The organism is [Borrelia] tanukii, assembly GCF_030439725.2.
In the GTDB taxonomy this organism is placed as follows: Bacteria; Spirochaetota; Spirochaetia; order Borreliales; family Borreliaceae; genus Borreliella; species Borreliella tanukii.
Genome location: NZ_CP124033.1, coordinates 23,558 through 44,381, shown reverse-complemented (window position 1 = coordinate 44,381; position 20,824 = coordinate 23,558). Strand labels below are relative to the sequence as shown.

General features: G+C 29.2%; 26 protein-coding genes. 6 read left to right on the top strand and 20 right to left on the bottom strand.

The features are described 5' to 3' along the window. Nucleotides 1-26: 26 nt before the first annotated feature. Together QIA27_RS00470 and QIA27_RS00465 are read left to right on the top strand one after the other, a co-directional pair. Nucleotides 27-1,307 (top strand): complement regulator-acquiring protein, encoded by a 1,281-nt coding sequence (locus QIA27_RS00470; RefSeq protein WP_301403413.1) that lies wholly within the window; start codon nucleotides 27-29, stop codon nucleotides 1,305-1,307. Between the two features lie 177 nt (nucleotides 1,308-1,484). Continuing rightward, entirely contained in the window at nucleotides 1,485-2,453 is a 969-nt protein-coding gene (locus QIA27_RS00465; RefSeq protein WP_301353301.1) for a complement regulator-acquiring protein, read from the top strand. Nucleotides 2,454-2,571: 118 nt separating this feature from the next. Here QIA27_RS00465 and QIA27_RS00460 read toward each other — a convergent pair whose 3' ends face one another. Continuing rightward, entirely contained in the window at nucleotides 2,572-2,748 is a 177-nt protein-coding gene (locus tag QIA27_RS00460; RefSeq protein ID WP_301353300.1) for an Lp6.6 family lipoprotein, read from the bottom strand. A gap of 182 nt (nucleotides 2,749-2,930) precedes the next feature. Between QIA27_RS00460 and QIA27_RS00455 the strand changes: the two genes are divergently transcribed. The 4 genes from QIA27_RS00455 (at nucleotide 2,931) to QIA27_RS00440 (ending at nucleotide 6,812) form a co-directional block, all read left to right on the top strand. Then, a complete protein-coding gene (locus QIA27_RS00455) occupies nucleotides 2,931-3,617 on the top strand; it encodes a hypothetical protein (RefSeq protein ID WP_301353299.1) in 687 nt (228 codons plus the stop codon). Between the two features lie 354 nt (nucleotides 3,618-3,971). Next, a complete protein-coding gene (locus tag QIA27_RS00450; RefSeq protein ID WP_301386154.1) occupies nucleotides 3,972-4,763 on the top strand; it encodes a hypothetical protein in 792 nt (263 codons plus the stop codon). Nucleotides 4,764-4,861: 98 nt separating this feature from the next. Then, nucleotides 4,862-5,080, top strand: a complete 219-nt coding sequence (locus tag QIA27_RS00445; protein ID WP_301353297.1) for a hypothetical protein — start codon at nucleotides 4,862-4,864, stop codon at nucleotides 5,078-5,080. Nucleotides 5,081-5,549: 469 nt separating this feature from the next. Beyond that, the gene (locus tag QIA27_RS00440) at nucleotides 5,550-6,812 is read left to right on the top strand and encodes a hypothetical protein (protein WP_301403412.1); all 1,263 of its coding nucleotides are present in this window, start codon (nucleotides 5,550-5,552) and stop codon (nucleotides 6,810-6,812) included. 63 nt (nucleotides 6,813-6,875) lie between these two features. Here QIA27_RS00440 and QIA27_RS00435 read toward each other — a convergent pair whose 3' ends face one another. From QIA27_RS00435 to QIA27_RS00345, 19 genes are all read right to left on the bottom strand, one after another. Beyond that, nucleotides 6,876-7,445, bottom strand: a complete 570-nt coding sequence (locus tag QIA27_RS00435) for a DUF777 family protein (protein WP_301403411.1) — start codon at nucleotides 7,443-7,445, stop codon at nucleotides 6,876-6,878. Continuing rightward, entirely contained in the window at nucleotides 7,435-8,373 is a 939-nt protein-coding gene (locus QIA27_RS00430) for a DUF693 family protein (protein ID WP_301403410.1), read from the bottom strand. Before QIA27_RS00430 ends, QIA27_RS00435 begins: the two co-directional genes overlap by 11 nt. Before the next feature lie 124 nt (nucleotides 8,374-8,497). Continuing rightward, complete coding sequence (locus QIA27_RS00425) at nucleotides 8,498-9,346, bottom strand: hypothetical protein (protein WP_301403409.1); 849 nt, start codon at nucleotides 9,344-9,346, stop codon at nucleotides 8,498-8,500. Nucleotides 9,347-9,386: 40 nt separating this feature from the next. Further along, nucleotides 9,387-9,950: a DUF792 family protein gene (locus QIA27_RS00420; RefSeq protein ID WP_301353292.1), complete on the bottom strand. Its 564-nt coding sequence runs from the start codon at nucleotides 9,948-9,950 to the stop codon at nucleotides 9,387-9,389. Nucleotides 9,951-9,970: 20 nt separating this feature from the next. Next, nucleotides 9,971-11,338 carry a hypothetical protein gene (locus QIA27_RS00415; protein ID WP_301403408.1) on the bottom strand — a complete coding sequence of 456 codons (1,368 nt, stop codon included), beginning with the start codon at nucleotides 11,336-11,338 and terminating at the stop codon, nucleotides 9,971-9,973. Between the two features lie 8 nt (nucleotides 11,339-11,346). Next, nucleotides 11,347-11,565, bottom strand: coding sequence for a DUF1322 family protein (locus tag QIA27_RS00410; RefSeq protein WP_301403407.1), 219 nt, complete (start codon nucleotides 11,563-11,565; stop codon nucleotides 11,347-11,349). Continuing rightward, nucleotides 11,558-12,085, bottom strand: coding sequence for a DUF1473 family protein (locus QIA27_RS00405; RefSeq protein ID WP_418906220.1), 528 nt, complete (start codon nucleotides 12,083-12,085; stop codon nucleotides 11,558-11,560). Before QIA27_RS00405 ends, QIA27_RS00410 begins: the two co-directional genes overlap by 8 nt. After that, complete coding sequence (locus QIA27_RS00400) at nucleotides 12,086-12,508, bottom strand: DUF1463 family protein (RefSeq protein ID WP_301386148.1); 423 nt, start codon at nucleotides 12,506-12,508, stop codon at nucleotides 12,086-12,088. After that, complete coding sequence (locus QIA27_RS00395) at nucleotides 12,508-13,578, bottom strand: DUF787 family protein (RefSeq protein ID WP_301403405.1); 1,071 nt, start codon at nucleotides 13,576-13,578, stop codon at nucleotides 12,508-12,510. Before QIA27_RS00395 ends, QIA27_RS00400 begins: the two co-directional genes overlap by 1 nt. A 58-nt stretch (nucleotides 13,579-13,636) precedes the next feature. After that, complete coding sequence (locus tag QIA27_RS00390) at nucleotides 13,637-14,176, bottom strand: DUF764 family protein (RefSeq protein ID WP_301353286.1); 540 nt, start codon at nucleotides 14,174-14,176, stop codon at nucleotides 13,637-13,639. Continuing rightward, nucleotides 14,157-14,540: a hypothetical protein gene (locus QIA27_RS00385; protein ID WP_301403404.1), complete on the bottom strand. Its 384-nt coding sequence runs from the start codon at nucleotides 14,538-14,540 to the stop codon at nucleotides 14,157-14,159. The genes QIA27_RS00390 and QIA27_RS00385 overlap by 20 nt, the downstream gene beginning before the upstream one ends. After that, a complete protein-coding gene (locus tag QIA27_RS00380; RefSeq protein ID WP_301403403.1) occupies nucleotides 14,537-14,911 on the bottom strand; it encodes a DUF1506 family protein in 375 nt (124 codons plus the stop codon). Before QIA27_RS00380 ends, QIA27_RS00385 begins: the two co-directional genes overlap by 4 nt. Beyond that, nucleotides 14,908-15,366, bottom strand: a complete 459-nt coding sequence (locus QIA27_RS00375; RefSeq protein ID WP_301353283.1) for a DUF3890 domain-containing protein — start codon at nucleotides 15,364-15,366, stop codon at nucleotides 14,908-14,910. Before QIA27_RS00375 ends, QIA27_RS00380 begins: the two co-directional genes overlap by 4 nt. 2 nt (nucleotides 15,367-15,368) lie before the next feature. Then, nucleotides 15,369-16,286, bottom strand: a complete 918-nt coding sequence (locus QIA27_RS00370; RefSeq protein WP_301353282.1) for a hypothetical protein — start codon at nucleotides 16,284-16,286, stop codon at nucleotides 15,369-15,371. Between the two features lie 16 nt (nucleotides 16,287-16,302). Continuing rightward, nucleotides 16,303-16,911: a DUF228 domain-containing protein gene (locus QIA27_RS00365; protein WP_301403402.1), complete on the bottom strand. Its 609-nt coding sequence runs from the start codon at nucleotides 16,909-16,911 to the stop codon at nucleotides 16,303-16,305. A 56-nt stretch (nucleotides 16,912-16,967) separates the two neighbouring features. After that, nucleotides 16,968-17,570 carry a DUF1357 family protein gene (locus QIA27_RS00360; protein ID WP_301403401.1) on the bottom strand — a complete coding sequence of 201 codons (603 nt, stop codon included), beginning with the start codon at nucleotides 17,568-17,570 and terminating at the stop codon, nucleotides 16,968-16,970. A gap of 11 nt (nucleotides 17,571-17,581) precedes the next feature. Then, nucleotides 17,582-18,814 carry an anti-CBASS protein Acb1 family protein gene (locus tag QIA27_RS00355; protein WP_301403400.1) on the bottom strand — a complete coding sequence of 411 codons (1,233 nt, stop codon included), beginning with the start codon at nucleotides 18,812-18,814 and terminating at the stop codon, nucleotides 17,582-17,584. 351 nt (nucleotides 18,815-19,165) lie between these two features. Then, entirely contained in the window at nucleotides 19,166-19,774 is a 609-nt protein-coding gene (locus QIA27_RS00350; protein WP_301353279.1) for a hypothetical protein, read from the bottom strand. Between the two features lie 105 nt (nucleotides 19,775-19,879). Further along, entirely contained in the window at nucleotides 19,880-20,542 is a 663-nt protein-coding gene (locus tag QIA27_RS00345) for an Mlp family lipoprotein (RefSeq protein ID WP_301403399.1), read from the bottom strand. Nucleotides 20,543-20,824: the final 282 nt, after the last annotated feature.

Genomic DNA, 20,824 nt, shown 5'->3' with positions numbered 1-20,824 from the left:
TTAAAAAGAAATCGAGGAATAATATCTTGAAAATTAAATCATTAATGTATTCAAAGTTCATGGCTTTGCTTTTATTTTCTTGTACAGTTGATGCTCATCTAAACGAAGACTATAAAAACAAAGTAGAAGAACTTCTTAACAGCGCAACTAATGACCAAGCAACAGTAAGTATTAATACAAATTCAAATGCTGCGCAAAACAAAACAAGCACCAATAAAGCAGCGGGGCTGCAAAAACAAACACAAGTAGCAAAAGACAAACAACCGCAAATTTTACAACATCAAGCAAATCAAGCAAATCAAGCGAGTCAAGCAAACCTGGCAAACTTAGCAAGCCTGGCAAATCCATCTCAAGGAAATCTAAAAAATGTACAAACAAAAGTAGCAGGCACACCGCCGCAGCCAAAACAAATAGCACCACCAGCACCTACTCAAACAGTTAAAAATGTGCCTAAAAGTACAAAAGTAAGCACAAAAACCCCAAGCAAAAGAATTCAAAGACCTGCAAAACCAAAATTCACCTTTAGTTACGATTTAAGTCAATCAACAAGCCAAACAAACTTTAGTAACTCGCAAAACAGCAATTTTCCCGAAATTTACACACAAGCTTCTCAACCTTTTGTTCAAGCATCTCTTAGCACTAATTCTCAAACATTAAAAAATAACCTTCTAAGAACAATTTCTGATGAAAGGAACAAAATAAAAAACAACAATGGATTTAGAGAAACTTCCGATCAATTTAAAATGAAAGATTCTGCATTTGATCTACTGGATGTTATTTCAAACACTTCAGTTTATGATCGAAGTTACGCTCCACAGCTTAACTCTAACACACCAGAAGCGGAAAATGAAAGAAATAAATTTTATGCGATTCTGGATTTTGATCAACTGAAAACCGAAAAATTCGGATCAATAATGGAAATTCTTTACACCCAGAATCAAAATCACAACCTAATCAGATCATTAATAATATCAGGACTTGGAATACAAATTTCTTTCGAGCTTGTGCTAGAAGAAATAGAGAAAAAAATTGATCTCTTTATCCAAGAGCACTTAAATAATAAAATTGATAGCTTTAATTTTGACATTAAGATACAAGAGCTTAGCTCAAAGCTTAATGAAATATTAACTGAAAGAAAAGAATGGTCAAAAAACATCGACACTCTTATTGCTAATGTAAACTCTAATGCGAGCCTAAAAGACCCTCAATCTTTAGCACAATACATTCAAAACAGGTATTTAGATAAAATGGAAAATGCTCGCCAGACTGTTCTTGATCTATACCTTAGAATAACAGAATTTAAATAGTTTATTTAAAAAACAAAAATAAACTATTTTACAATAATTTAATCAAAGAAGAGCGCAAGCTCTCTTTTTTTTCGAATTTTTTTGTACAACAATAATTTTGAATTAAAGTTATTAATTGAGTAATTAAAATTATTAATTAATATTAATTACTTAAAATTTTTATTGAAGGATAACATTTTGAAAAAGAATAAATTAATTGCAATATTTTTATTGCATATATTAACTGTGCTAAGTTTGCTTTCTTGCTCACTAGAGGTCAAAGACAGTAGCGAAAAGAAACAAAGTAAAAAAGCAAAGACAAAAACAATTAAAAACGAAAATAACTCATTACGCGTTAAAAAAACGTCTAAAAACTCTAAAAATGACAACCCGACAGTTGACAATCTGATTGTTGCTATTAATACTCTAAAAACTCCACCAAAAACCACAGCCGGCAATAATAAAAAACCCTCAAATTCAGCAGCATCACAAAAACCTAGCAATGCCAATGCTTTAAAGCAAATAATAGTAGATCCTGAGTCTAAGGAGTTAATAAAAAAAATATTAGAAAGATCTGAAGATATTATTCAAATAAGTGAAATTGATTCTAACAAGGGTGAAACTGATGACCAATTTGGAATGAAAACAGAAATATTTAGTAAAATATTCTTCAATGCGGGCTCCACAGTGACTTTTGACGAAAACGAATATCTAAATGAAAGAAGAATACTTTACACATCTTTACATTTCAACGAAAACGTAATTTTAAATCTTGGGAAAATTTTATCAAAACTCAGCCAAGATCCAAACTACAAAAGCTTAGTTAAAGAGACTCTCATAAACAGAGGATTTAGCATTCAATTAGCAATGGAAGAAATCAGCTCAAAAATATTAAATGTAAAAAACAAACTAGAACAACTAAACAAAGCTAATTTGAAAGCACTCTTTTATGATTTCAATAAACTTTTAACACTTAAAGACAAATGGCTAAAAGATGTAGATGACATTATTAATGACTACAATACTAATCCAGAATTACAAACTGATACTTCAAAATTATATGACAACGTAAAATCAAAAAATTCAAAAGCTCAATTCGCAGATATTCACAATTTAATTTTAAATTTAGTAAATACAACTACCAATATTCTTGCCCCAATTCAGTAATATTGGTTTGCGATCCAAAAGGAAGGAGAGATTGTTGCCAATCTCCCCCTTTTTTTTATATTTAATTTTTCTAATAATTGTCTATATTGTATTCTAATTAATCTGAAATTAACCCCTATTACTTTTTGTTTGACTTCATAGGCTGCTTATTTGACTTCATAGTCTTTTCTGGCATTGGGGCTGTAACTTTTGAATTTTCATCGATAGCATTTTCCATTTCATCTGAAATTCTTGTAGTTTCACAAGCAATAAACAATATTGCACTTAAAAACATAGCATACATTAATTTTGTCATTATTTAATTCTCCTTATTTAAAATTTATACTATATTAAAATAAAATTATAAAATAATCAATATTAATTGATTGTTTATTTCAAATAAAAAAAATTATAAAATAAGTTAGAAACTATTGATAAAATCTATATAAAATGATATTCTATATAAGTAAATTTGGACTGAGGAATAATTAAATATTTATGCGTGCAGCTTTGAGTATTTTAAAAAATAATTTAAACAATTCTAATCTTACAAAAGATAATATTAATGCCTTTAAAAATAATCTAATTTATAAAAGCCAACATACAAAGCCACTAAACCCTATTCTTTGTACGCAATTTTATATTAGAACCTACAATATAGATTTAAATGCAACAATTGAAATAAAATCAGAAGCACAATATTTAGACCAATACGATAAAATTGCACTCACAAAAGGTAAACTAAAATCAATAAGCATCTTGGCCCACAAAGATACTATGAATAAAAAAGGTTTACAAAACCTGCTTCAATTAAAAAATCATGAAGATTTTATTTATTTTTTTGAAAATCATTACATAAGATGTTGTTTAAATTTCGAAGACAAGCAAAAAAGAGAAATCAATTTAATGCCTTTGTTTCATTACCACAGCTTGTTAAGCATAAACAAAGCAATCCTAAGCAAAGAAAACTCAGGTGATTTGCAATTTGGAAGCTCATTTTACGTATCAACCAATTACAGCTGGAAATATCTCAACTTTACCAAATTCCAAAAAAGCCTAAGCAAAATTAAACTTATCTACTCCCCTTATTCTAATAAGAAATATTACATTAAAGTAAATCAAAACATTTACAATACACTAAAAATACTAACTAATGCTTCAATATTAAAAGAATTCATAAAATAGTTTAAATAAAAAATAATTTATTAAACACTTCCCACACACGTTTCAAAGAGGCACTCCGCCGAGAGTCCTCTTTGTATGAATTTGTAAAACTAAACAAAAATTCATCTTTTTAAAATGTGCGCTATACTTAAACTAACTGCAATGTTACGCCAAAATTGTGGCTTGTTAAAGCAATAAAAATTAATACTACTTTTAACTACCTCCAAAGAAGTTCTTTTATTGTATTAGAGGACTTCTTTTTGTAAAAATCAATTTCTGATATTTTTTAAAAATTTTAATTTAATAATACTTAAAATAACTTATTAATAATCATTAATGATGTATAATAAATACATAAAGGATAAGGAACAATAAATGGCTAAAAGGATAATTTTAATGTTATTGGGAATTCTGATCTTATCCTGCGATCTGTTTACAACTAAATCACAAAAAAATAAAAACCCAAGAAAACCAGATAAAACCACTCAAGAACAAAAACCCGCAGCAAAAATAATTCCCGTAGTATCAATTCAAAAAGTAGAAATAAGACAATCAAATAAAAGCCCAACAAGCATTGAAAATTACTACAAACAAGCTTTTCCAATTCAAACATTTTCTATTGATTTTAGCATCAGCAGAGAAAATGAATTTCAACAAGCAGAAGATAAAATCTTATCTACACAAGGAAAAGTAGCATCTCTGAGCATCTTAATAAATCAAAAATTGTTAGACTCAAAACACCCCAAAAATTTAACTTTCAAAAAGTTTAAAGAAATTCAAAACATTGAAAATTTTTTCCAAAATCAAGATCTCTTATTTGTTTTAAACCTTAAATCCCAAAATGATGACAATACTATTAATATTATGCTCAATCCCCCAAACGACATCGGCAAGCCCAAAAATCACGTCTTACTGGGCATTAAAGATATAATTAAAAATGGCGTGGGTGAAAAGTACCTGAATCCTATCTACAGATTTCAAATAAAAAACAAAAAAGATTACCATTCAATAGATTACAACAAAGTGTCTATTACCGAAAATAGCATAGAATTAGACCTATTGCCTCACAATCAAATCTTTAAACTGAATAAAAATTTCACTCAAATCTTAGAAATATCAACAGATATAAACAATCTAAAATCAGTAATTCAAAAAGAATATATCTAGAAATATATTAAGCTTTAAAATTATATTGATTTAATTGATAAATATAATTTTATAATATATAATTACACTTAAATTGCTTAGGTTAGAGGAATGATTAAATGGTTAAAAAAATAATATTTATTTCTTTTTTAGTGTTTATGATGTCTTGCAACGCAATTGGTCGTGGGGTTTTAATAGATTCTATTCTTAATAAAATGGTGAAAGACCTGGACCAAGAAGAAAAAGAAGAAAAAAAAGAAAAAGAAAATTCCCACTCAAATCCAGCAACTAACGAAAATGCTGATGACGATTCTGAAGAAGAAGAAGATATCGAGTAGGGTAAATTAAATCATCTTATTTGAAAACATTTTATTAGATTAATATTTAAAATTTTAAGCTTACATTTTAAATATATTAATATATTCAAAGGAACATCGAATTACGCCCGATGTTCTCCTTTATTAATAAATCTGAAAAATTCAAAGTATGCTGTACACTTAGTAAAAAGCAAATCCTTTGCATCAATACAAAAGAGAAGAATGGTGCTGAGAATTTATATAAAAATTATTTAAAACAGCGCCACTACTTCGACGCCAAATTACAAATAAACCAAAGGCAAAACACTAAAAAGTATTAATTCTAATTTCTACACAATAGAAAGAATAAAAATTTAAAAAATAAAAAACATAAATCTATGATACCCCCTTAAAAGTCCCCTTAACAGGGGATTTTTTATATTTAAAATTAAAATCCAAAAATGTGGTATAATATTTGTCAATATTCTTGTTTTAAAAGGAGTGCAAGGCTTTGAAAAGCAAGCTTAGAAAAATTTCAAACAAATTCTTGGGACTTGCATCATTGTTGCTGATTATTAGCTGCAATGCCAATATGAACACAAATGACAAAAATAAAGCCTTAAACGAACATAAATTAACAAATATTTCAGAAGTTATTAAAAATAGCTTACAAATTGAATTGGAATTTAAAAAAGAACTTGAATCAAACGTAAATCAAAATACTCCCCCTATTTTAGAAATTGAAAAAATTGAACCTGGAAAACAAGAATTTCTCTTGAAATCCGAATCTGAATCTGAATCTGAATCTGACAACGAAAGCTTAATGCCGCCAGAAACACCAGAAGAAACAAATTTGGCCAAATCAGAAGAAGAAATTGCAAAAATACAAGAGAAATTATTGTTAATCGGAGCTTCTGATGAAATCACAGAAGAAGAACTAGGCCCAAATATGCAAAAATATTTACATCCAACTACAATAGAATTCAAAATTTTAAGAACTCCCGACGGGCAAACAATACTTAATCCAATTGAAGAAGAAAAAGAAAAAGAAAAAGAAATTAATACCAATGATGAAGAAAAAATTTTTGATCAAAAAGAAGAAAATAACACCTTAAACGAAAGTGCAAAAACCCATGCACAAAATCAATTCCAAAAACAAGAAACATACCTTAGCAAAGATGGCAACTTTATAACAAAAGAATACGCAGAACAAGTTAGAAAATCTCTAGATAAAGCACTAAATGCAATAAAAAATTTAGAAAAATCTAAAGAGCTTGAGACTGAAAACTTACCAAAGGATCAGGAAAACTCCGCAAACACAACAGACAGCTTGATCACCAATTACGCCAATGATATTAATACCAAGAATAAAGAAAAAACAAAAAATAAATTGCTTGAAGATCTAGAAAAAAGTGAGCTTATTTTTGAAGACATTAAAGATCCTCTGGGAACAAGCACCATTAAACAAGTAATAGATGCTGCTAAAAATTGGCAAGAAAAAGAAAACTCCAGTCAAATAAACTGGGACTTAGGATCTAAGTTTCATCCAAAACCAAAGCTTTACAACAAATCAGTAGCCCAAAAGTATAAAGTTCTGGCTGAAAAATTTACCGAAGTAAAAAATGAATACAAAAACACAAAAGAACAACTAAAAGTTCAACCTAAATTAACAACCAACAACATCAGAAAAATAATTGCCGCAACAAAAGAATTTGCAACTCAAATAAGAAATTTAATCTTATTGGTAGAAGACAATCATCAACAGACCTATTAATATTAACCTTAGCGGGGTTAACCTTGAAGTTGTAAATTATTGATTTTTGCTTTGCACGCTACTTCAAGCAATAGGGCCCGTTTTGCCGGTTGTAGTTGTTGGCAAACCACTACTATTAACATACGTTAGGGTACCAGAGCTGTGAATATGATTTTCGAATTTAGTTCCATTAATCTTTAGATTACCTTTAATTTCAATATTATCTACATCAATAATCAATTTTTTAGCTTTAAATTTTATATTTTCGCTTTGTGTATTAAACTCTTCCAAATTCACTTTAAGCTCATTAAGCTTAATACCAATTTTCTTGGGATTAAGAACGCTTAGAATGTAAAAATAATTTTTATCAAAATGATTATTGTCACTTTCTTGGAAAATATTAAAATTACTTTGAAGCAAAACTACTTCATCTTCTTCTGCTAGATCAAGATTAAAATTAGATATATTCCTGGTGCTAATCTCTAACCCTTCGTATTCCTTAATAGTAACAACACCTGTTTGAGCTTTACAATCAAAACTTTTAATAACACCTATTCTGCAAATAAAAATATTCTCAAAAAGATACTCCTTAAACACACCAACAGAAGAACCCTTTAGGCTGCCCGCCCCCGCACAAAAATCATTATTTTTCATAATACATTCCTTTTTCATCATTAGAGTAAAGCTCAAGATTTAAAACACACTCTCTAGTGCTACTTAATCTGGCACTGGTATTTTTAACCTTACAATTAACACTGTTCCCGTGCCTGTCTTTAAAGCTTAGATTGTCTGCAATCCTAATATTGTGGGTAAACATCACTTGTGCTTGGTACAAGCTTAAACTAGAATTGTTAGAACCTAAAGCATCTCTTTGGGGTACAAACAAAAGTCCATAATCTTCAAGTCTTTTGTACTCGCCAGAAACAACTTGTCCAAAATTCGTAAAAATAAATTTTGAATCAACGTCTTGCCCTAAATTTCCAATGTCAACAACAACAGAATCAACGTATCCTTGTCGCCTTAAGTGTTCTATTAATCCTTTTGGCGAGTTGCAAGCCAAACTCTTGCTAATCACTCTTGCTTTTTCAAGTTCATTCATGCAAAAAATTGCTTTGTCCTTAAACACATATTTTATTGCATCAGAAACAGTGCTACCTTTGAAATTTTTATACTCAAACCTTCTCTCTAAAAAAGTAGCTCTGGACAAAAGGTGCAATTCACACTCAAAGCTAAAATTTTCAGACCCACCAATTCTTTCAACAGGTGATCCTAAATACCCAGCCATAATAAATTGATAATCTTGCTGATGAGTAAACTTCTTATAATAAATTTTTACAATGTCTGCAGTCTTAAAATCAGAAAAATTTAAAGGTACATTGAAAATTTGAAGTTTGGCTTTCTTGCAGGTTATTAAATTATCCTCAGAATATGTATTTTGAACAACAATATTCAAATCAGGAGCACCATTTTGAGTGACAATAACAACTCTGGGCCTCAAGCCTGCAAGTCTCCCGCCAATGCTGTTCTTAGAATCAACTGCATTGTAAAATTCAATCTTAAAATCGTATTGAAAAATTAACATCTTTTTTAAATAAAACTCCTTTTTTAAATTAACAAGCTAATAAATCAACATTGCCTGTGAAAATTATTCTAGCTTGATAAGCTTTAAAGGCAAATCAAAACAAAATATTTAAATTAAAGAAAATTTAGTTAAATCTGTCTTCTTGAAGATCAAAAAACTCATCTTCACCTTGGGGCTCTTCATTAACCCAATCGTCTCTGCTGTCTAGCTCATCTGGACTTTCTTCTAGTTCCTCATTTGATTCTTCTAAATCTTCTCTGTCTAAATTATCTAGATTTTTGTTTTTTTTACCCGGATCTTCACTTTCTAATTCGTCTGAACGCTCGCCATCTGCCCGGTTAAGATTATATTTGTTTAAGATTCGTCTTTTGTTACATTCTTTTGAATCTTGTGATCTTTTTGAAGTTTTTAAGTTTGAAAACTTCGACCTGGAAGGGCTTCTGGTTCTACCCTTTGAAGACTTTAAGCTACTCTTATTAGGATCTATTCTTTTTTTAATCTTTTCGGGGGATTTTACATTTTTAATCTTAGCTTGAAAATAGTTTTCTAGAAAAATAACTTTTTTAATGCTTCTTTCTACAATAAGTTTTGTATATTCTGGATTTTCAATCAAATTTTTATTTCTGTAATTTTTTGTTAAATGTTTATATTTTCTCAAGATATTAAACAGCGGGAATTCCACCTCTTTTTGGAACCTGCTCCTAGTAAGTCTGTTTTTTATTATTTTCTGCAAAGCATTAGAATAAGCATTCAACTTATTAAGCCTGGCAAGTATTTCTTGACTTTTAATGCTGCCAGCTTTATCTTGAGATTTGGTTAAAATCCCATTATCAATGTCATGCATTAATACATAAGCCAAATCTATGTCTTTTTTGAAATTCCATTTCCTAAAATCAAATGGTCTTGCTACACTTGCAGGAGTTGTTAAAACAATAAACAAAAAAAATATTAAAATAAGCTTAAATTGTCTCATTAATATTCTCCCAATATTAAAGCTATATTTATTTAATATTTTAACCTTTATAGGTTAAAATATTAAACGTTTTACAAATTTTTACTTGCAAACTAACTTCTACCTCTTCTAAATAAACTGTATCTTTAAGCTTTAATGAATTAATACTTACCACCTCGTGAAATCCTACCGAAGGACTGTACATACTGTAATAAACCCCTAAGTTAAATCTCTGCCTAAATTGCATTTTTATAAAATTACTATTAAATTCTAAGGCACTGTTCATAAAAGGGGTCTCTTTTAGCGCCCTTAGCAAAGTTTTATCATAAATAGATGACAAAATCCCTTTATTAATTGTTACAATCTCGGGCCTTGTTGTAATGTTAAAGTTTACATATTCACTTTTTGTATTTGCAAAATCAATCACCGCACGGTCTGAACTTATGCTTGAGAGATTTTCTTCTATCAGATCATTCTTTACAAAAATAAAAAACAGTTGCGGAATGTACCCAAGCCCTTTAAAATCAAGCCTTGGGAAAAGTAAAACAAAATTAGAAATGCTTGCTAAACTTGAAATTTGATTTACAACATCTTCTATTAACCTTGTAGCTTGCTTTGTGATCATTTTAAACCTCTTTAAATTTACTAAGGCATTCTAGAATCATCATCAATTACTCTTGAACTTGATCCACCACCATCCCTTAGTACATTTGTCATGTACTCAACCAAAGGCAAACTTTCAAATGCCTGCCCCAACAAATTGCCAAGATTTGAAAAAGTATTCCTTAAAGGATCTAATACGCTGCTGGTAAAATCGTAACTTTTAGCCCATTCCAAAAGTTCTACAGTTTTTTCTAAAAGTGGGTCTAATCTTGGCTCAGAAATGCTGTTTATTATTTTATTGCTATTTAAAACCTCAGGCTCACCTTTTAACTGGGTGTTTAGAGAAATTGTTTTGTCAAAACTTAAAACTTCTTCTAAATTATTCTTGCCACCTAGAAAATCATTTATTAGGCTAATAGCTTTAAAATCATTTTTTGCTTGGCCTTCGTTTTTTAATCTCTGGGCAAGCTCAACAATAAAAGAGAAATCATTTAAATTCGAATTTTGTGAACTTTGAAGAATATAAAGTTTTCTTAAAAAATCATTTCTCTCAAGCTCAGTTTCAAAAGATCGCTGGCCTTTTAATATTTTATTTGCACTCTCTTTTTGAACATCTTTGCAAATAAGATTTTCAAGACTTAGTTGGGAAATCTTTTTGTCTTTAAAATTTTGAAGCTCTTTTAAAGACAATTCAAAATCTTTAAAACCATTTTTTATATTAAAAAAATCAACTAGCTCTAAGTCTTTTGAAAGATTTTTAAAAGACATTAAATTCCCCCAAATAAGATTATTTTCGTTTTTCAAACCTAATGCTTGTAAATCGACCCTAAAGCTATGCTCAGCCTTGGGGGAACTGGAATTTAACCTTAAATCTTTGGGTACATTAGTTTGATCTTTATTAGAATTTTTGAAAAAATTTTGCTTAAAAGCATTTTTAATATTTTCAGTTTTAAAATATGAATATTGATTGCTAGAATTTAAATCTAATTTATCTATTTCTGGATTTAAATAAGAGCTAAAATTGTCACTTCTAGCATCCAAATGCCTTAAGGCTAAATAGCTTTTGTCTTTTGAAAAGTCTAAATCCTTTAAAGCACTCTTTGGACTATTTTTCTTAAAATCTAGGTTAAGAGCATCCTTAAAAGGACTTCTGTTGCTTGTGGTATTTAAAGATTTAAAATTTACTGACTTTTGTAAATTGTCGTTTTTCAGTTTCTCAAAACTTTTAAGTCTTTCAAGACTTAAGGATAAAAAATCCTTACTACTTTTTGGACTTAAACTAACATTAAACAAATCTTCCTTTTTAAAACTTGAAAGCTCTTTTTTTAAATTACTTCTGGTGGCATTTCTGTCAAGCACGCCTTCTAAGGTAATTGTAAATTTATCTTCATTATTGTTTTCTTCGTACATAAAAACCTTTAAAACGTGCCACTAAAGGACAAAATCCGTTCGTACATTTCCTTGTTAAGCTTTAAATTAGCTACTCGGGTAACTTCCACAAGCTCTTTGTAGCTCATTTTTTTAACATCTTTGTATGTACAAATGCCCATTACAATAGGAAAATAATACTTATTAGATTCCTTTTTCAAATGATCCATGTATTTAAAATAATTGGTTGCAATCTCTGACTTATTCATTAACACCTTCTTGCAATAAAGGCTCAAGATTGCCTTGTAAAGAAGTTTCTTGATTTAAGTCTACTGCTGACCTACTTGCAATTAAAAAATCATAGCTCCACCTTTTATCAATGTAGTCATACTTAATATAATCGCCGTTTCTATCTTGAAAACTTTCAATGTAAACCAAACCAGGCTGCTTGAACCCTTCTATTGTTTCAAAAAGTGAATACTGAACCGAAAAAAGAATTGTAGGCAGAGCATACTTGTAAAGCTCAGAATATCTTCTCTCTTTATTTAGAATCTCGTAAAATTCATCTAAAAATCCTCTTGAAATCATTAATTTGGTTATTTCTTTTAATGTTTGCAAACTGTTAAGTTTGCTAATAAGTTCATCTCTTTCAATATCAAATCCTAAAACATTGTCCCACTCGTACATTGGAATATCTTTTAAAACGTACGTATGTGTTTTGGCTCTGGTTAATATTTTTAATTTGTATCTCATTTTAAATTCTTGTCCTTTATTGAAATTTAAATTCAATCAACTTGCTTTCTCAACATCACAATTGATTGCATGAATTGTAAACTTAACCGTATCATTCTCAGACGAATACTTTCTAGTTGGAATTTCTGCAAAAAATGCACTATTGGAAATAATTTTCAACCCCATTTGGTCGTTAAACACTAATCTTTTTAACTTTTGAGATTTTGGTACATTCTCGTAAAATTGCTCGTTGCTTAGTTTTGTTAAAAGCTTGTAATCAAGAGATCCTTTGCTTACTTCTAAATCAAAAATATGAACAACCGTTCTTGGGTCTCTAAAGCTTGGAATTGGAAAATTTCTGTCTTCTGTGCTTGCCTTGGCCATTACATTAGGTTCTGTACTGTACTCAACAGTACCTCTGTCTATTAAATTGTCATTAAAGCTAAAAAATATTAAATCTAATGAATAATATTCTCTCATTATGATGCTCTCCTTAAATATTCATTTATCTCTTGTGTGGTGATTATTAAATTAACACTATTGAAACTGTCATTATACTTGAGTGCAACTTCTAAGCTTAAACTCAAACCTTCAGAAGAGTTGATTTTAAGCCTAATCTTTTTGTAAGATATAATAAGACCCCTCTGTTTAAGTTCGTGGAAAAAGCATTCAAGCCCTGCTGTGTATTCGTTTGGCAAATTTCCGTCCAAATTTAAAGCACTAAGCTTGCTGTTAGCTCTATTGTTTTTATGCCAGATCCTAATAAGCTCTTTGATTGATTCATTTCTAATATAATAAAGCGTAAAAGCCTCATCAATCGGATCCCCAGAAAGACTAACACCTTCTTTGAAAGCTAAAATGCCATCATTGCCGGTTTCATTTAAAAGAGAATAAAAATTAATATTGGATTTTCTAAGAGCGTCAATTATTAAATCATCATAAACAGGAGTAGAATTTAAAATCATTCCATAAGGATTAACAGCATGAAAAATGCTTGCCTGCTGCAAATACATTGCTGTAAACTTAAGATGCAAATTTTCACTACTACTGTAAACAGCAATAATGTTTTTAAGCTCACTTTTGTCTTTACCTTTTAAAAAATTTGGTAAACTGTTCTTTTTAGTGGAAATTACAATAAAATTGCAAGATTTTCTAATAGTTTCAAAATCACTACTAATGTCGTCTCCCGCTTCATTTACAAAAACTACAAACGGATGTAAATTGGATTTTAAAAAATCTTTAATCTCTTTAATCTGATTGTAAACATAAAAATCTACAGACTTAAGTCCGTCTTGTCCAAAAAAATCACCCATTGATTTTTGTAAAGCGCTTAACTGATCGCTTGCTATTTTCTTCTGAGAAGAATCAGACTCTTGAGCTTTTTGAATCTCAAGTTTTTTAAGCAACTCCTCGAAATTTGTAACACTTAATGCCAAGTATTTGCTTTCTAAAACACTGCTTTTGTAGATTAAAAGCGGATTATAATAATTAATTTTGTTGGTAATTAGTCTGTTTTGCATCAAACTAACACTTATTGTATCTTTTGGCATTTTTCCTCCTTTTAAATTTCTTCTTTTTAAATTCTTTTTAAATTTCTTTTTTAAAAATTTACATTTCTTGTTTTACAACCTGTATATTTGCAAGAAAAATCTGGTTTAAGCTAAAACACAGATTGCTTTTCATATTCGAAACGCCAAGTAGCCCATCATTATTTAAATTACTAATCGAACAAAGGTAATAAGTTAAAAGCAAACAATAACCACTCTCAAGCTCTTTTACAAACTCAAACCGAAATTTATTCTCATATAGAAATTCCAAAAAGTGCTCATACACTTTGCACATGCTCTCATAAGAATCTCTGTAAGCTTTAAGTAATGTAAAACTTAAAAAATAAAGCGAAAACCTTAATCTAAACTCATTAGATGTTTTACAGAAATTTCTACCCCTTAGATTTCTAGGAGTAAGCCCTTCAAAAGATTCACTTTTTAATACAATCAAATTACTAGTAGTTGTAGCAAACTTTTCTAAATACGGGTGGTTGTAAGTATTTAAGATTTCTAACTCTATTTCTTTAAGTTCTAAATACTGTTTAAATTTCGTAAGTATTTGAATTAAAAACTGTACAGATTCATTTAGTCCTACAATCATAATTGTCCTTTGATTTTGCCTTTGATTTTGATTTTAAGAGATTAAGTTTTTCAATGCTGTTAGTTAAGCTTTTAAATTCTTTAGCCTTGAAAGCTCTTTTTGACTGAAGGTCTATTTGATTGCTAAGTAAATAATTTTTACAAAAAATTCTAAATTGATCTTTTATTTCAATAAGTCCTTTTTGAATAGATTTCCTAAAAGCCATTTTTATTCCCTTGTTTGAAAAAATACTAGAATAAAACTCTTTGTAAGCAGACTTTGCCAGTTTGAAAGTAATCTCTTTTTCAAGTTCTTCCGATTTGATATTAATGCTATTTTCTGCATTAAAAGAATAAATGTCTTTAAATCCAATTTTTACACTCAACAAGAACTCCTTAAAACTAGCGTGTTGTAATTTAGACCTTCTTTGTGGCTCTTTTGAACTCCTAAGATCGAATAAAAATCATCGTGGGCCTTAATCAAATCTCCGTACTCAAACTCAAAACTAGCAAGAGTATACACCTTGGCATAGCTATTTTTATCAAAAATATTTACACCTTCAATTTCAACAGCTTCTTCTGGGCTTATTAAAAATAACATTCCTTTAAAAACAACAGTATCAGAACTTTTAAATCTAGTTTCATAAGATGCATTAATTGGATCTTTGATTGTTCTAAATTTACAGAACAAAAGATCTTGTGAATATTTACTTATAATATTACTTAAACTTGTATTAATCATCTCTAAAGATTTCATTTAACTACTCCTATTAAAGAGCGCTTTGCTCTTAGCTCTTCTATTAAACTATCCAAGCATTTACAAAAATCATTCCCACAACTACTGCTAGTACTTAGAGTTGTGGGAAAATATTCTAATGATATCTCTTTAAATTTTTCAGATTTGATGCAATTTAAATTAAAACCTTTCAATCTGTTTCGTTTTTTTAATTCACAGCCAATAAAATAATAAATTAGAACAAACATTGTGGGATCATTTAAACTTTCAATTTTTATTCTCTTAAGAACTAAAATATTTTCAAGTAAATTCAAATATAACAAAAATTCCTTAGTCCCAAGATCTTTAGAATTAAGCATCAAAAGTTCAAGTATTTGCTCATACACTGTTTTTAAGGTTGATTCTAGATTCTTGCTGTCTAAAGTTTTTAACTTCGCGCTTTGAAACTGATTCGAATCTATTTTACTTTCATTCATTTTTAGCTCAATTTTATTCTAAGGATTGAATTTTTTGTTGCCAAAATTGTTCCAATAGAAAAATCAAGAAAACTTGTTCTGAAATTGCTACTTGAAACTTCTGTGTATGAATTTAATATTGGCTGATGGCCGTCTTTTAAAAGTAGTAGTTTGCCGCTTCTTGGGTATATTAAAATTTCATCGTCTAATAAATTTGTAGTCTCAAGTTCAATATTTGCATCATTATTAATTGCGCTTATAAAATCAAAAAGCATGTCTTTGTATGAATAATTATTGTTTGGAAGTCTTTCTAGTAAACGACCTTTGATTTTGCTAGTTGTAAGTATTTTAAAAGGAACCCTTCTCTCATCTTCTAAATTAATCTTTCCAAGTTCATCATTTATTGATTTTACTTGATCTAATATGTTTGTCTGTTTAATTGTTTTGTCTATTTGGTTTGGAAGATTTAAAAGTCCGTACATAGTTTCATTGTTAGACTCATCAACAAGAAGAGTTCTTTTACTACTTTTTGAAAGCACAAGTCCTCCTTTTAAATAGTGGGCACTCATTAACTTTTGTATCTCAATTATTGCTCCCAGCAGTCCTTCTCTCATGTTAATGTTTGTGTTTGCCTCTACGCTAACTTTTCCATCTGGCGCATAGTAAGTAAATGCATACTGAAAAGGTAAATAATTGATTTTTACTATTTGTCTTTGAAACTTTATTGTTGAGACCGTATTAAAATCATTAACCTTTAGTGTGGGAATGTCTGTTAAATTAGAATACCACTTAATAATTCTATCACTTCCAATAGAAATATTACTACTCTCTATTTGCTGCAAATCCAAAAAATGATAATATTCTGGAATTGGACATTCGCTAACTAAAACATCCCTTACTGTGTCTACATACTCGTCGTTATTTAATGTACTATTGTCCATTTTAAATTCTCCTATTTTAAATTGCATCTTTTATTTGTTTGACCAAAAAAAGAACTCTAACACCGTAAACATCTCTTCTGTCTTTAAATTCTTCAGCTGGGCCTAATGCTAAAGCGTGAATAACTGATGCATTCGCTAAAGCTTTTTCTAAAAACCCTTCGCTGTTTATTATTAATTTATCTTCTGCTTTAATTGTTTTGTCTTTAGCAATCAAAACACATTCAAAACTACAAGTCATTGGGACAACTGTGCCGGTTCTTGAAAAATCATCAAAGTCGACACAAACTCCATAAAGATCGCTGCCGCCACCTCTTGCTATTTGTAAATGTGAGCCATTAACAATAAGCTTCACCCCACATTTGTAGCAAAAATCTTGAGCTTGATAATTTTCAAACTTATCAGCTAAAGAGCTTTTAAGAACACCTTTTTGAGCAAAATAAAATCCCTCATCTTGAAATTTACTGCTCTCAAACACAGGGTAACTGTTAGCATTAACGCTTTGCAATTTGTCTAAAACAATTTTTTGAGCTTGATTTTTTTTAAAACTTTCAAGCTGATTCTCAAGCTCTACTTTTGATGCTTTTAGTTTTTCTATCTCTTTTTTAAAATCAATTGAATCACTCATTTAAATATCTCCTTTTTTTAAATTATTTTTTTATTATTAGCTTAAATTACAACAATTCAAACTAATACTTTTTTATTACAATAAAATTCCCGCTTAAGCTCGTCCCATTCATTAAGCATTGCTTTTCTTAAATCATAATATGTGCTAAAAACAGTATTTTTGTTTCTTAAGCTATTTTCTTTATTTGCTTTTACTTTTTGAAAATTTATTATTTTGTATGAATTTTCGGCATTCTTATTCTGATCAATGTTAGTCTTTGCAACCCTTATTAGTATTGCGCGAGAAGATGAATCAATCTCATCAAGATTGTTAGTTCCAGCTATTGCCAAGATTTGAGTTGCTTTTACATACTTTCTAATAAGTTCTAAAGCTTGGCCTTTTACAACCTCTTTAAAAGAATACCCTTTTGATAAAAGATTTTCTGTATTGTACTCAAAGCTTAAATTATCATTTGCAAGTTTATTTATCTCAACAGATTCCCTTAAGTCACTATGAGAAAAACTAACTGAATCATTATTGGCACTTTTGAGATTTTTATATTCTAAAAACTCCCGAATCAAAGCATCATTTGAAACCTCATTGCTTGTGCTTAACTTTTTAAAATCTTCTTGGTTGCTTTTACTCTCGTAATCTACACTCTCAGAAGACATTTTTTCCATAATTACTCCTTTTAAATAACTAAACTTAATTGTTCTTTTAAATTTTCTTTTGCCTTGTGACTTAGATTTTCATTTTTAATTAACTCTAAATATTTGAAATAAACATCAAGAAGTAAATTGTCTCTCTCAAGTCTTTGCTCATAGCTTAAAACTTCAAGCTCATTAAACTTCATATTTAATCTGTAATATTTGTTAAGCTTAAGATTGCACGCATTAGCAACAGATTCTTGTACGCCTTTTAAATAGTCGTAATAATTACTTTTGTCTCCCTTGCCGCTGCTGCCTAGACCTTTGACTTGTTCATTAAAACTTCTGGTAAGTGGCTCTTTGGTATCAGCACCAATTTTTGCTTTAACAAGTTCAAATGCATCTTTTAAAAACTCTAAATCATATTTTATTACTTCCAGACGCGCATTATCTGATGCTGTATAAAAAATTCCATCATTGTTTAGCTTGCTTTTAATCTTGCCAAGCTCTCTGCTAAGCTGCTCAGAAGCACTACTTAGTGCTGAGAAACTTTTGTTTGGCTCTTGACCTTTGAAAAAGGTAGAAAATATTTTGCCTTTATTATTGTTTGCTAAAACGCCAATTTCTTCTTTTGCAAGTTCTAAAGATTCAACAAGTCCTACTAAGTGTTCGTCTTTGTAAAACAAAAAATTATAATTTCTTATTCTTTTTTCTATCTCTAAATAAATTTGCTCTAAAAGACAAATATTAAGAAGTAAACTTTGTGTATAAGCGGGCTCGTGCGAGCCTAAAACATAATCATAATTTTCATAAATTATTACTCTGCTTTTATCTATTTTTACAACCCTTGCCTTCTCACCCTCACCATTCAAGTCTTTCAAGTCAGAAAAGTATTCTATGTATTCAGATTCTCTTTTGTTAATAATTTTTTGAAAATCTAAATATTTAAAACCTGTTGGCAGTTCACTGTTAACCTTTTTACTTAAATCTTCATCTTCACCTTTGGGTTTTACTAAGATATAGCCTGCTCCATTAAATCTATAGCTTATCATTGCTTCAAGAAGAGCTTCTTTTAATTCCACCTTCAAGTTCAAAAGAGATTCTCTGCCTTCTTTTAAACAAGAAGTCTCAAGTAAGCTTAAATTAATTCCATTTTTCAACGCATCTTCTGCTGAACTTTCTATGTAATTTCTAAAAAAAATTGAATATTTGTAAACATCAACAGGATTAATTTGGGACTGTTTGCTTTTTATTTCCATTTTAAATTCATTAATCATTTTTTTAAATATCATTATACATTATTATATCAGAAACTGTTTTTTATGCAAATCGTTATTATTTAATACAAATTATAAAATAAGATTTATGTACAAAATTTAAATATTAAAATTCATTTAAAATTTTATAAAAAACCAATATGTTTTAGAGTATTTATGCTAATATTAACTTAAGAATATAAGTAAAACTTACAAAATATTCTGCTTACTGTTACGCGCATTGCTGAAAGATAAACATTAAAAAGAATATTAAATTAATACTTTATCCAATCCCAATAAATATTAAAAAGGTAGAGAGACGTCTCTCTACCTTTTAATATTTAAACACATCTGAAAATCAAATCAGCAAACCTAAATATAAAAAAATAAAATCTGCTTGCCTTCTATTCCCCTCTGCGCAATAACAGATGCCGCTAAAAGAGATGCTCTGATTGCTTTTATTAAGGCTTTGTCTGCTTGAAACGTGAATTTAATAACTAAAAGCAGCTTACAAAGAAATTCTCTTTTCTCAAAATTTTCAATACTGCTAATCTCTTCTTCTACTGATTTCATTCCTTCTTCCTCTTCGTATAAAAAATCAATCTCTTTTAATCCTATTGATTCAATCTCACTTACTGTATGTGAATCAAAATTAACTATTGTCCAATAAAATATTTTTAATATCTTGTCAACAATGCTAAATGTTACAGGAATATCAAAATCAAAAGGAATTTTATCAAATTCTAAGAGTAAATGATTGTTTAGTTTTTTGGCTAGCTCAATCGTAGAAACAAGCTCCGATTTTGACTTCTGGACCTTTAAATAAGCATCATCCAAATTTTCTGTCTTTAAAATTTTATTTAAATTAGTCTCTATTGTTAAGGAAGATTTGATAACTTGAGTTGACAATTCTTTGGCAAACACAACATTATTAAATTTTAAATCCTGAAAATTGCCTTTTGCGTTGTTATTATCACCCATAACCTAAAGAAAGAATTTTACAAAAGTGATTTAAAAGTCACCTAAAAACAATAAAGACAAGTTCTCATTAGAACCTGTCTTTATAGTAAATCATATCTCAAATATTTAAACATTCCCATAATTTTTTAAATTTTTCAATTCATTGTTACTCTCGCTTTCAGTAAACACCCTTTTAATTACTTTAAAAATCTCTTCATTGCACTTCTCAGGCTTTTGATCATTCTCATCATTATTCTCATCCTTGTTTTTGTACTCTTGAGTGCCAAATGCATCAGCTACCTTTTGGAAAAATAAACTTAAATCATCGCCAGTCCTAGTTTTAATGTCGTAACAAACATATTCATCAAAATCTAAAGCTTGTTTACCATCATTACTATATTTTTTTTTGCTTGCGTCCACTGATTTAGTTACAATGCCACAAATATTGTTAAAAGAATTTACAAACTCTTTTTGTTTGTTAACATCCTTAGAAAGCCAATCAAAAAATTCTTTATAGGATTTCTCGTACTCAGCTTTTACGTCGCCTTCTTTACCATTAACACCCATTGCATCTTTTAAAAAGGTTTTTAAAGACTCTAACTTTTTAGACTCCTCTGATGTTAAAGCAGGCCCAACTTCGGCAATTGAATCTTTAGCCGACACATTGTCGCTAACAACAAGAGAATTATTATCCTCAAAATCAGAAGCAATTTCTGTTAATGATTTAACCTCGCCATACTGTTTACAAGAAAATAATAATATTATCGATAAAATACCTATCCTTTTCATTAAAACCTCCGCTAAAATACCCTGACATTATAGTTCATTATCTAGAATTCTCAAGGCATGTAAAAAATTAATCCCACTCATTTTATTCTTTTAAAAAAGAATAAAAACCTAAATTTTTATTTCCTCTAAAAATCCTAAAAATCTAAATAAAGGTTCAAATTTTATTTGGAAAAAACAAAGAGAGCTGTATACTTGTTTATTGTTATAAATCAACAATTCATTGAAAACTTCTTTAAAACTACAAATAGGGCTCTTTAAGGTCCTATTTGTAGTTTTAAACCC

What these genes read in the sequence shown, in the direction of transcription:
- QIA27_RS00360 (WP_301403401.1), bottom strand. Translation starts at nt 17,570, where the DNA reads ATGGAAAAAATGTCTTCTGAGAGTGTAGATTACGAGAGTAAAAGCAAC.
- QIA27_RS00400 (WP_301386148.1), bottom strand. Translation starts at nt 12,508, where the DNA reads ATGAGAGAATATTATTCATTAGATTTAATATTTTTTAGCTTTAATGAC.
- QIA27_RS00350 (WP_301353279.1), bottom strand. Translation starts at nt 19,774, where the DNA reads ATGGGTGATAATAACAACGCAAAAGGCAATTTTCAGGATTTAAAATTT.
- QIA27_RS00420 (WP_301353292.1), bottom strand. Translation starts at nt 9,950, where the DNA reads ATGATCACAAAGCAAGCTACAAGGTTAATAGAAGATGTTGTAAATCAA.
- QIA27_RS00390 (WP_301353286.1), bottom strand. Translation starts at nt 14,176, where the DNA reads ATGATTGTAGGACTAAATGAATCTGTACAGTTTTTAATTCAAATACTT.
- QIA27_RS00370 (WP_301353282.1), bottom strand. Translation starts at nt 16,286, where the DNA reads ATGGACAATAGTACATTAAATAACGACGAGTATGTAGACACAGTAAGG.
- QIA27_RS00355 (WP_301403400.1), bottom strand. Translation starts at nt 18,814, where the DNA reads ATGATTAATGAATTTAAAATGGAAATAAAAAGCAAACAGTCCCAAATT.
- QIA27_RS00455 (WP_301353299.1), top strand. Translation starts at nt 2,931, where the DNA reads ATGCGTGCAGCTTTGAGTATTTTAAAAAATAATTTAAACAATTCTAAT.
- QIA27_RS00375 (WP_301353283.1), bottom strand. Translation starts at nt 15,366, where the DNA reads ATGAATGAAAGTAAAATAGATTCGAATCAGTTTCAAAGCGCGAAGTTA.
- QIA27_RS00460 (WP_301353300.1), bottom strand. Translation starts at nt 2,748, where the DNA reads ATGACAAAATTAATGTATGCTATGTTTTTAAGTGCAATATTGTTTATT.
- QIA27_RS00395 (WP_301403405.1), bottom strand. Translation starts at nt 13,578, where the DNA reads ATGCCAAAAGATACAATAAGTGTTAGTTTGATGCAAAACAGACTAATT.
- QIA27_RS00425 (WP_301403409.1), bottom strand. Translation starts at nt 9,346, where the DNA reads ATGAGACAATTTAAGCTTATTTTAATATTTTTTTTGTTTATTGTTTTA.
- QIA27_RS00415 (WP_301403408.1), bottom strand. Translation starts at nt 11,338, where the DNA reads ATGTACGAAGAAAACAATAATGAAGATAAATTTACAATTACCTTAGAA.
- QIA27_RS00365 (WP_301403402.1), bottom strand. Translation starts at nt 16,911, where the DNA reads ATGAGTGATTCAATTGATTTTAAAAAAGAGATAGAAAAACTAAAAGCA.
- QIA27_RS00430 (WP_301403410.1), bottom strand. Translation starts at nt 8,373, where the DNA reads ATGTTAATTTTTCAATACGATTTTAAGATTGAATTTTACAATGCAGTT.
- QIA27_RS00380 (WP_301403403.1), bottom strand. Translation starts at nt 14,911, where the DNA reads ATGAAATCTTTAGAGATGATTAATACAAGTTTAAGTAATATTATAAGT.
- QIA27_RS00435 (WP_301403411.1), bottom strand. Translation starts at nt 7,445, where the DNA reads ATGAAAAATAATGATTTTTGTGCGGGGGCGGGCAGCCTAAAGGGTTCT.
- QIA27_RS00450 (WP_301386154.1), top strand. Translation starts at nt 3,972, where the DNA reads ATGGCTAAAAGGATAATTTTAATGTTATTGGGAATTCTGATCTTATCC.
- QIA27_RS00445 (WP_301353297.1), top strand. Translation starts at nt 4,862, where the DNA reads ATGGTTAAAAAAATAATATTTATTTCTTTTTTAGTGTTTATGATGTCT.
- QIA27_RS00410 (WP_301403407.1), bottom strand. Translation starts at nt 11,565, where the DNA reads ATGAATAAGTCAGAGATTGCAACCAATTATTTTAAATACATGGATCAT.
- QIA27_RS00345 (WP_301403399.1), bottom strand. Translation starts at nt 20,542, where the DNA reads ATGAAAAGGATAGGTATTTTATCGATAATATTATTATTTTCTTGTAAA.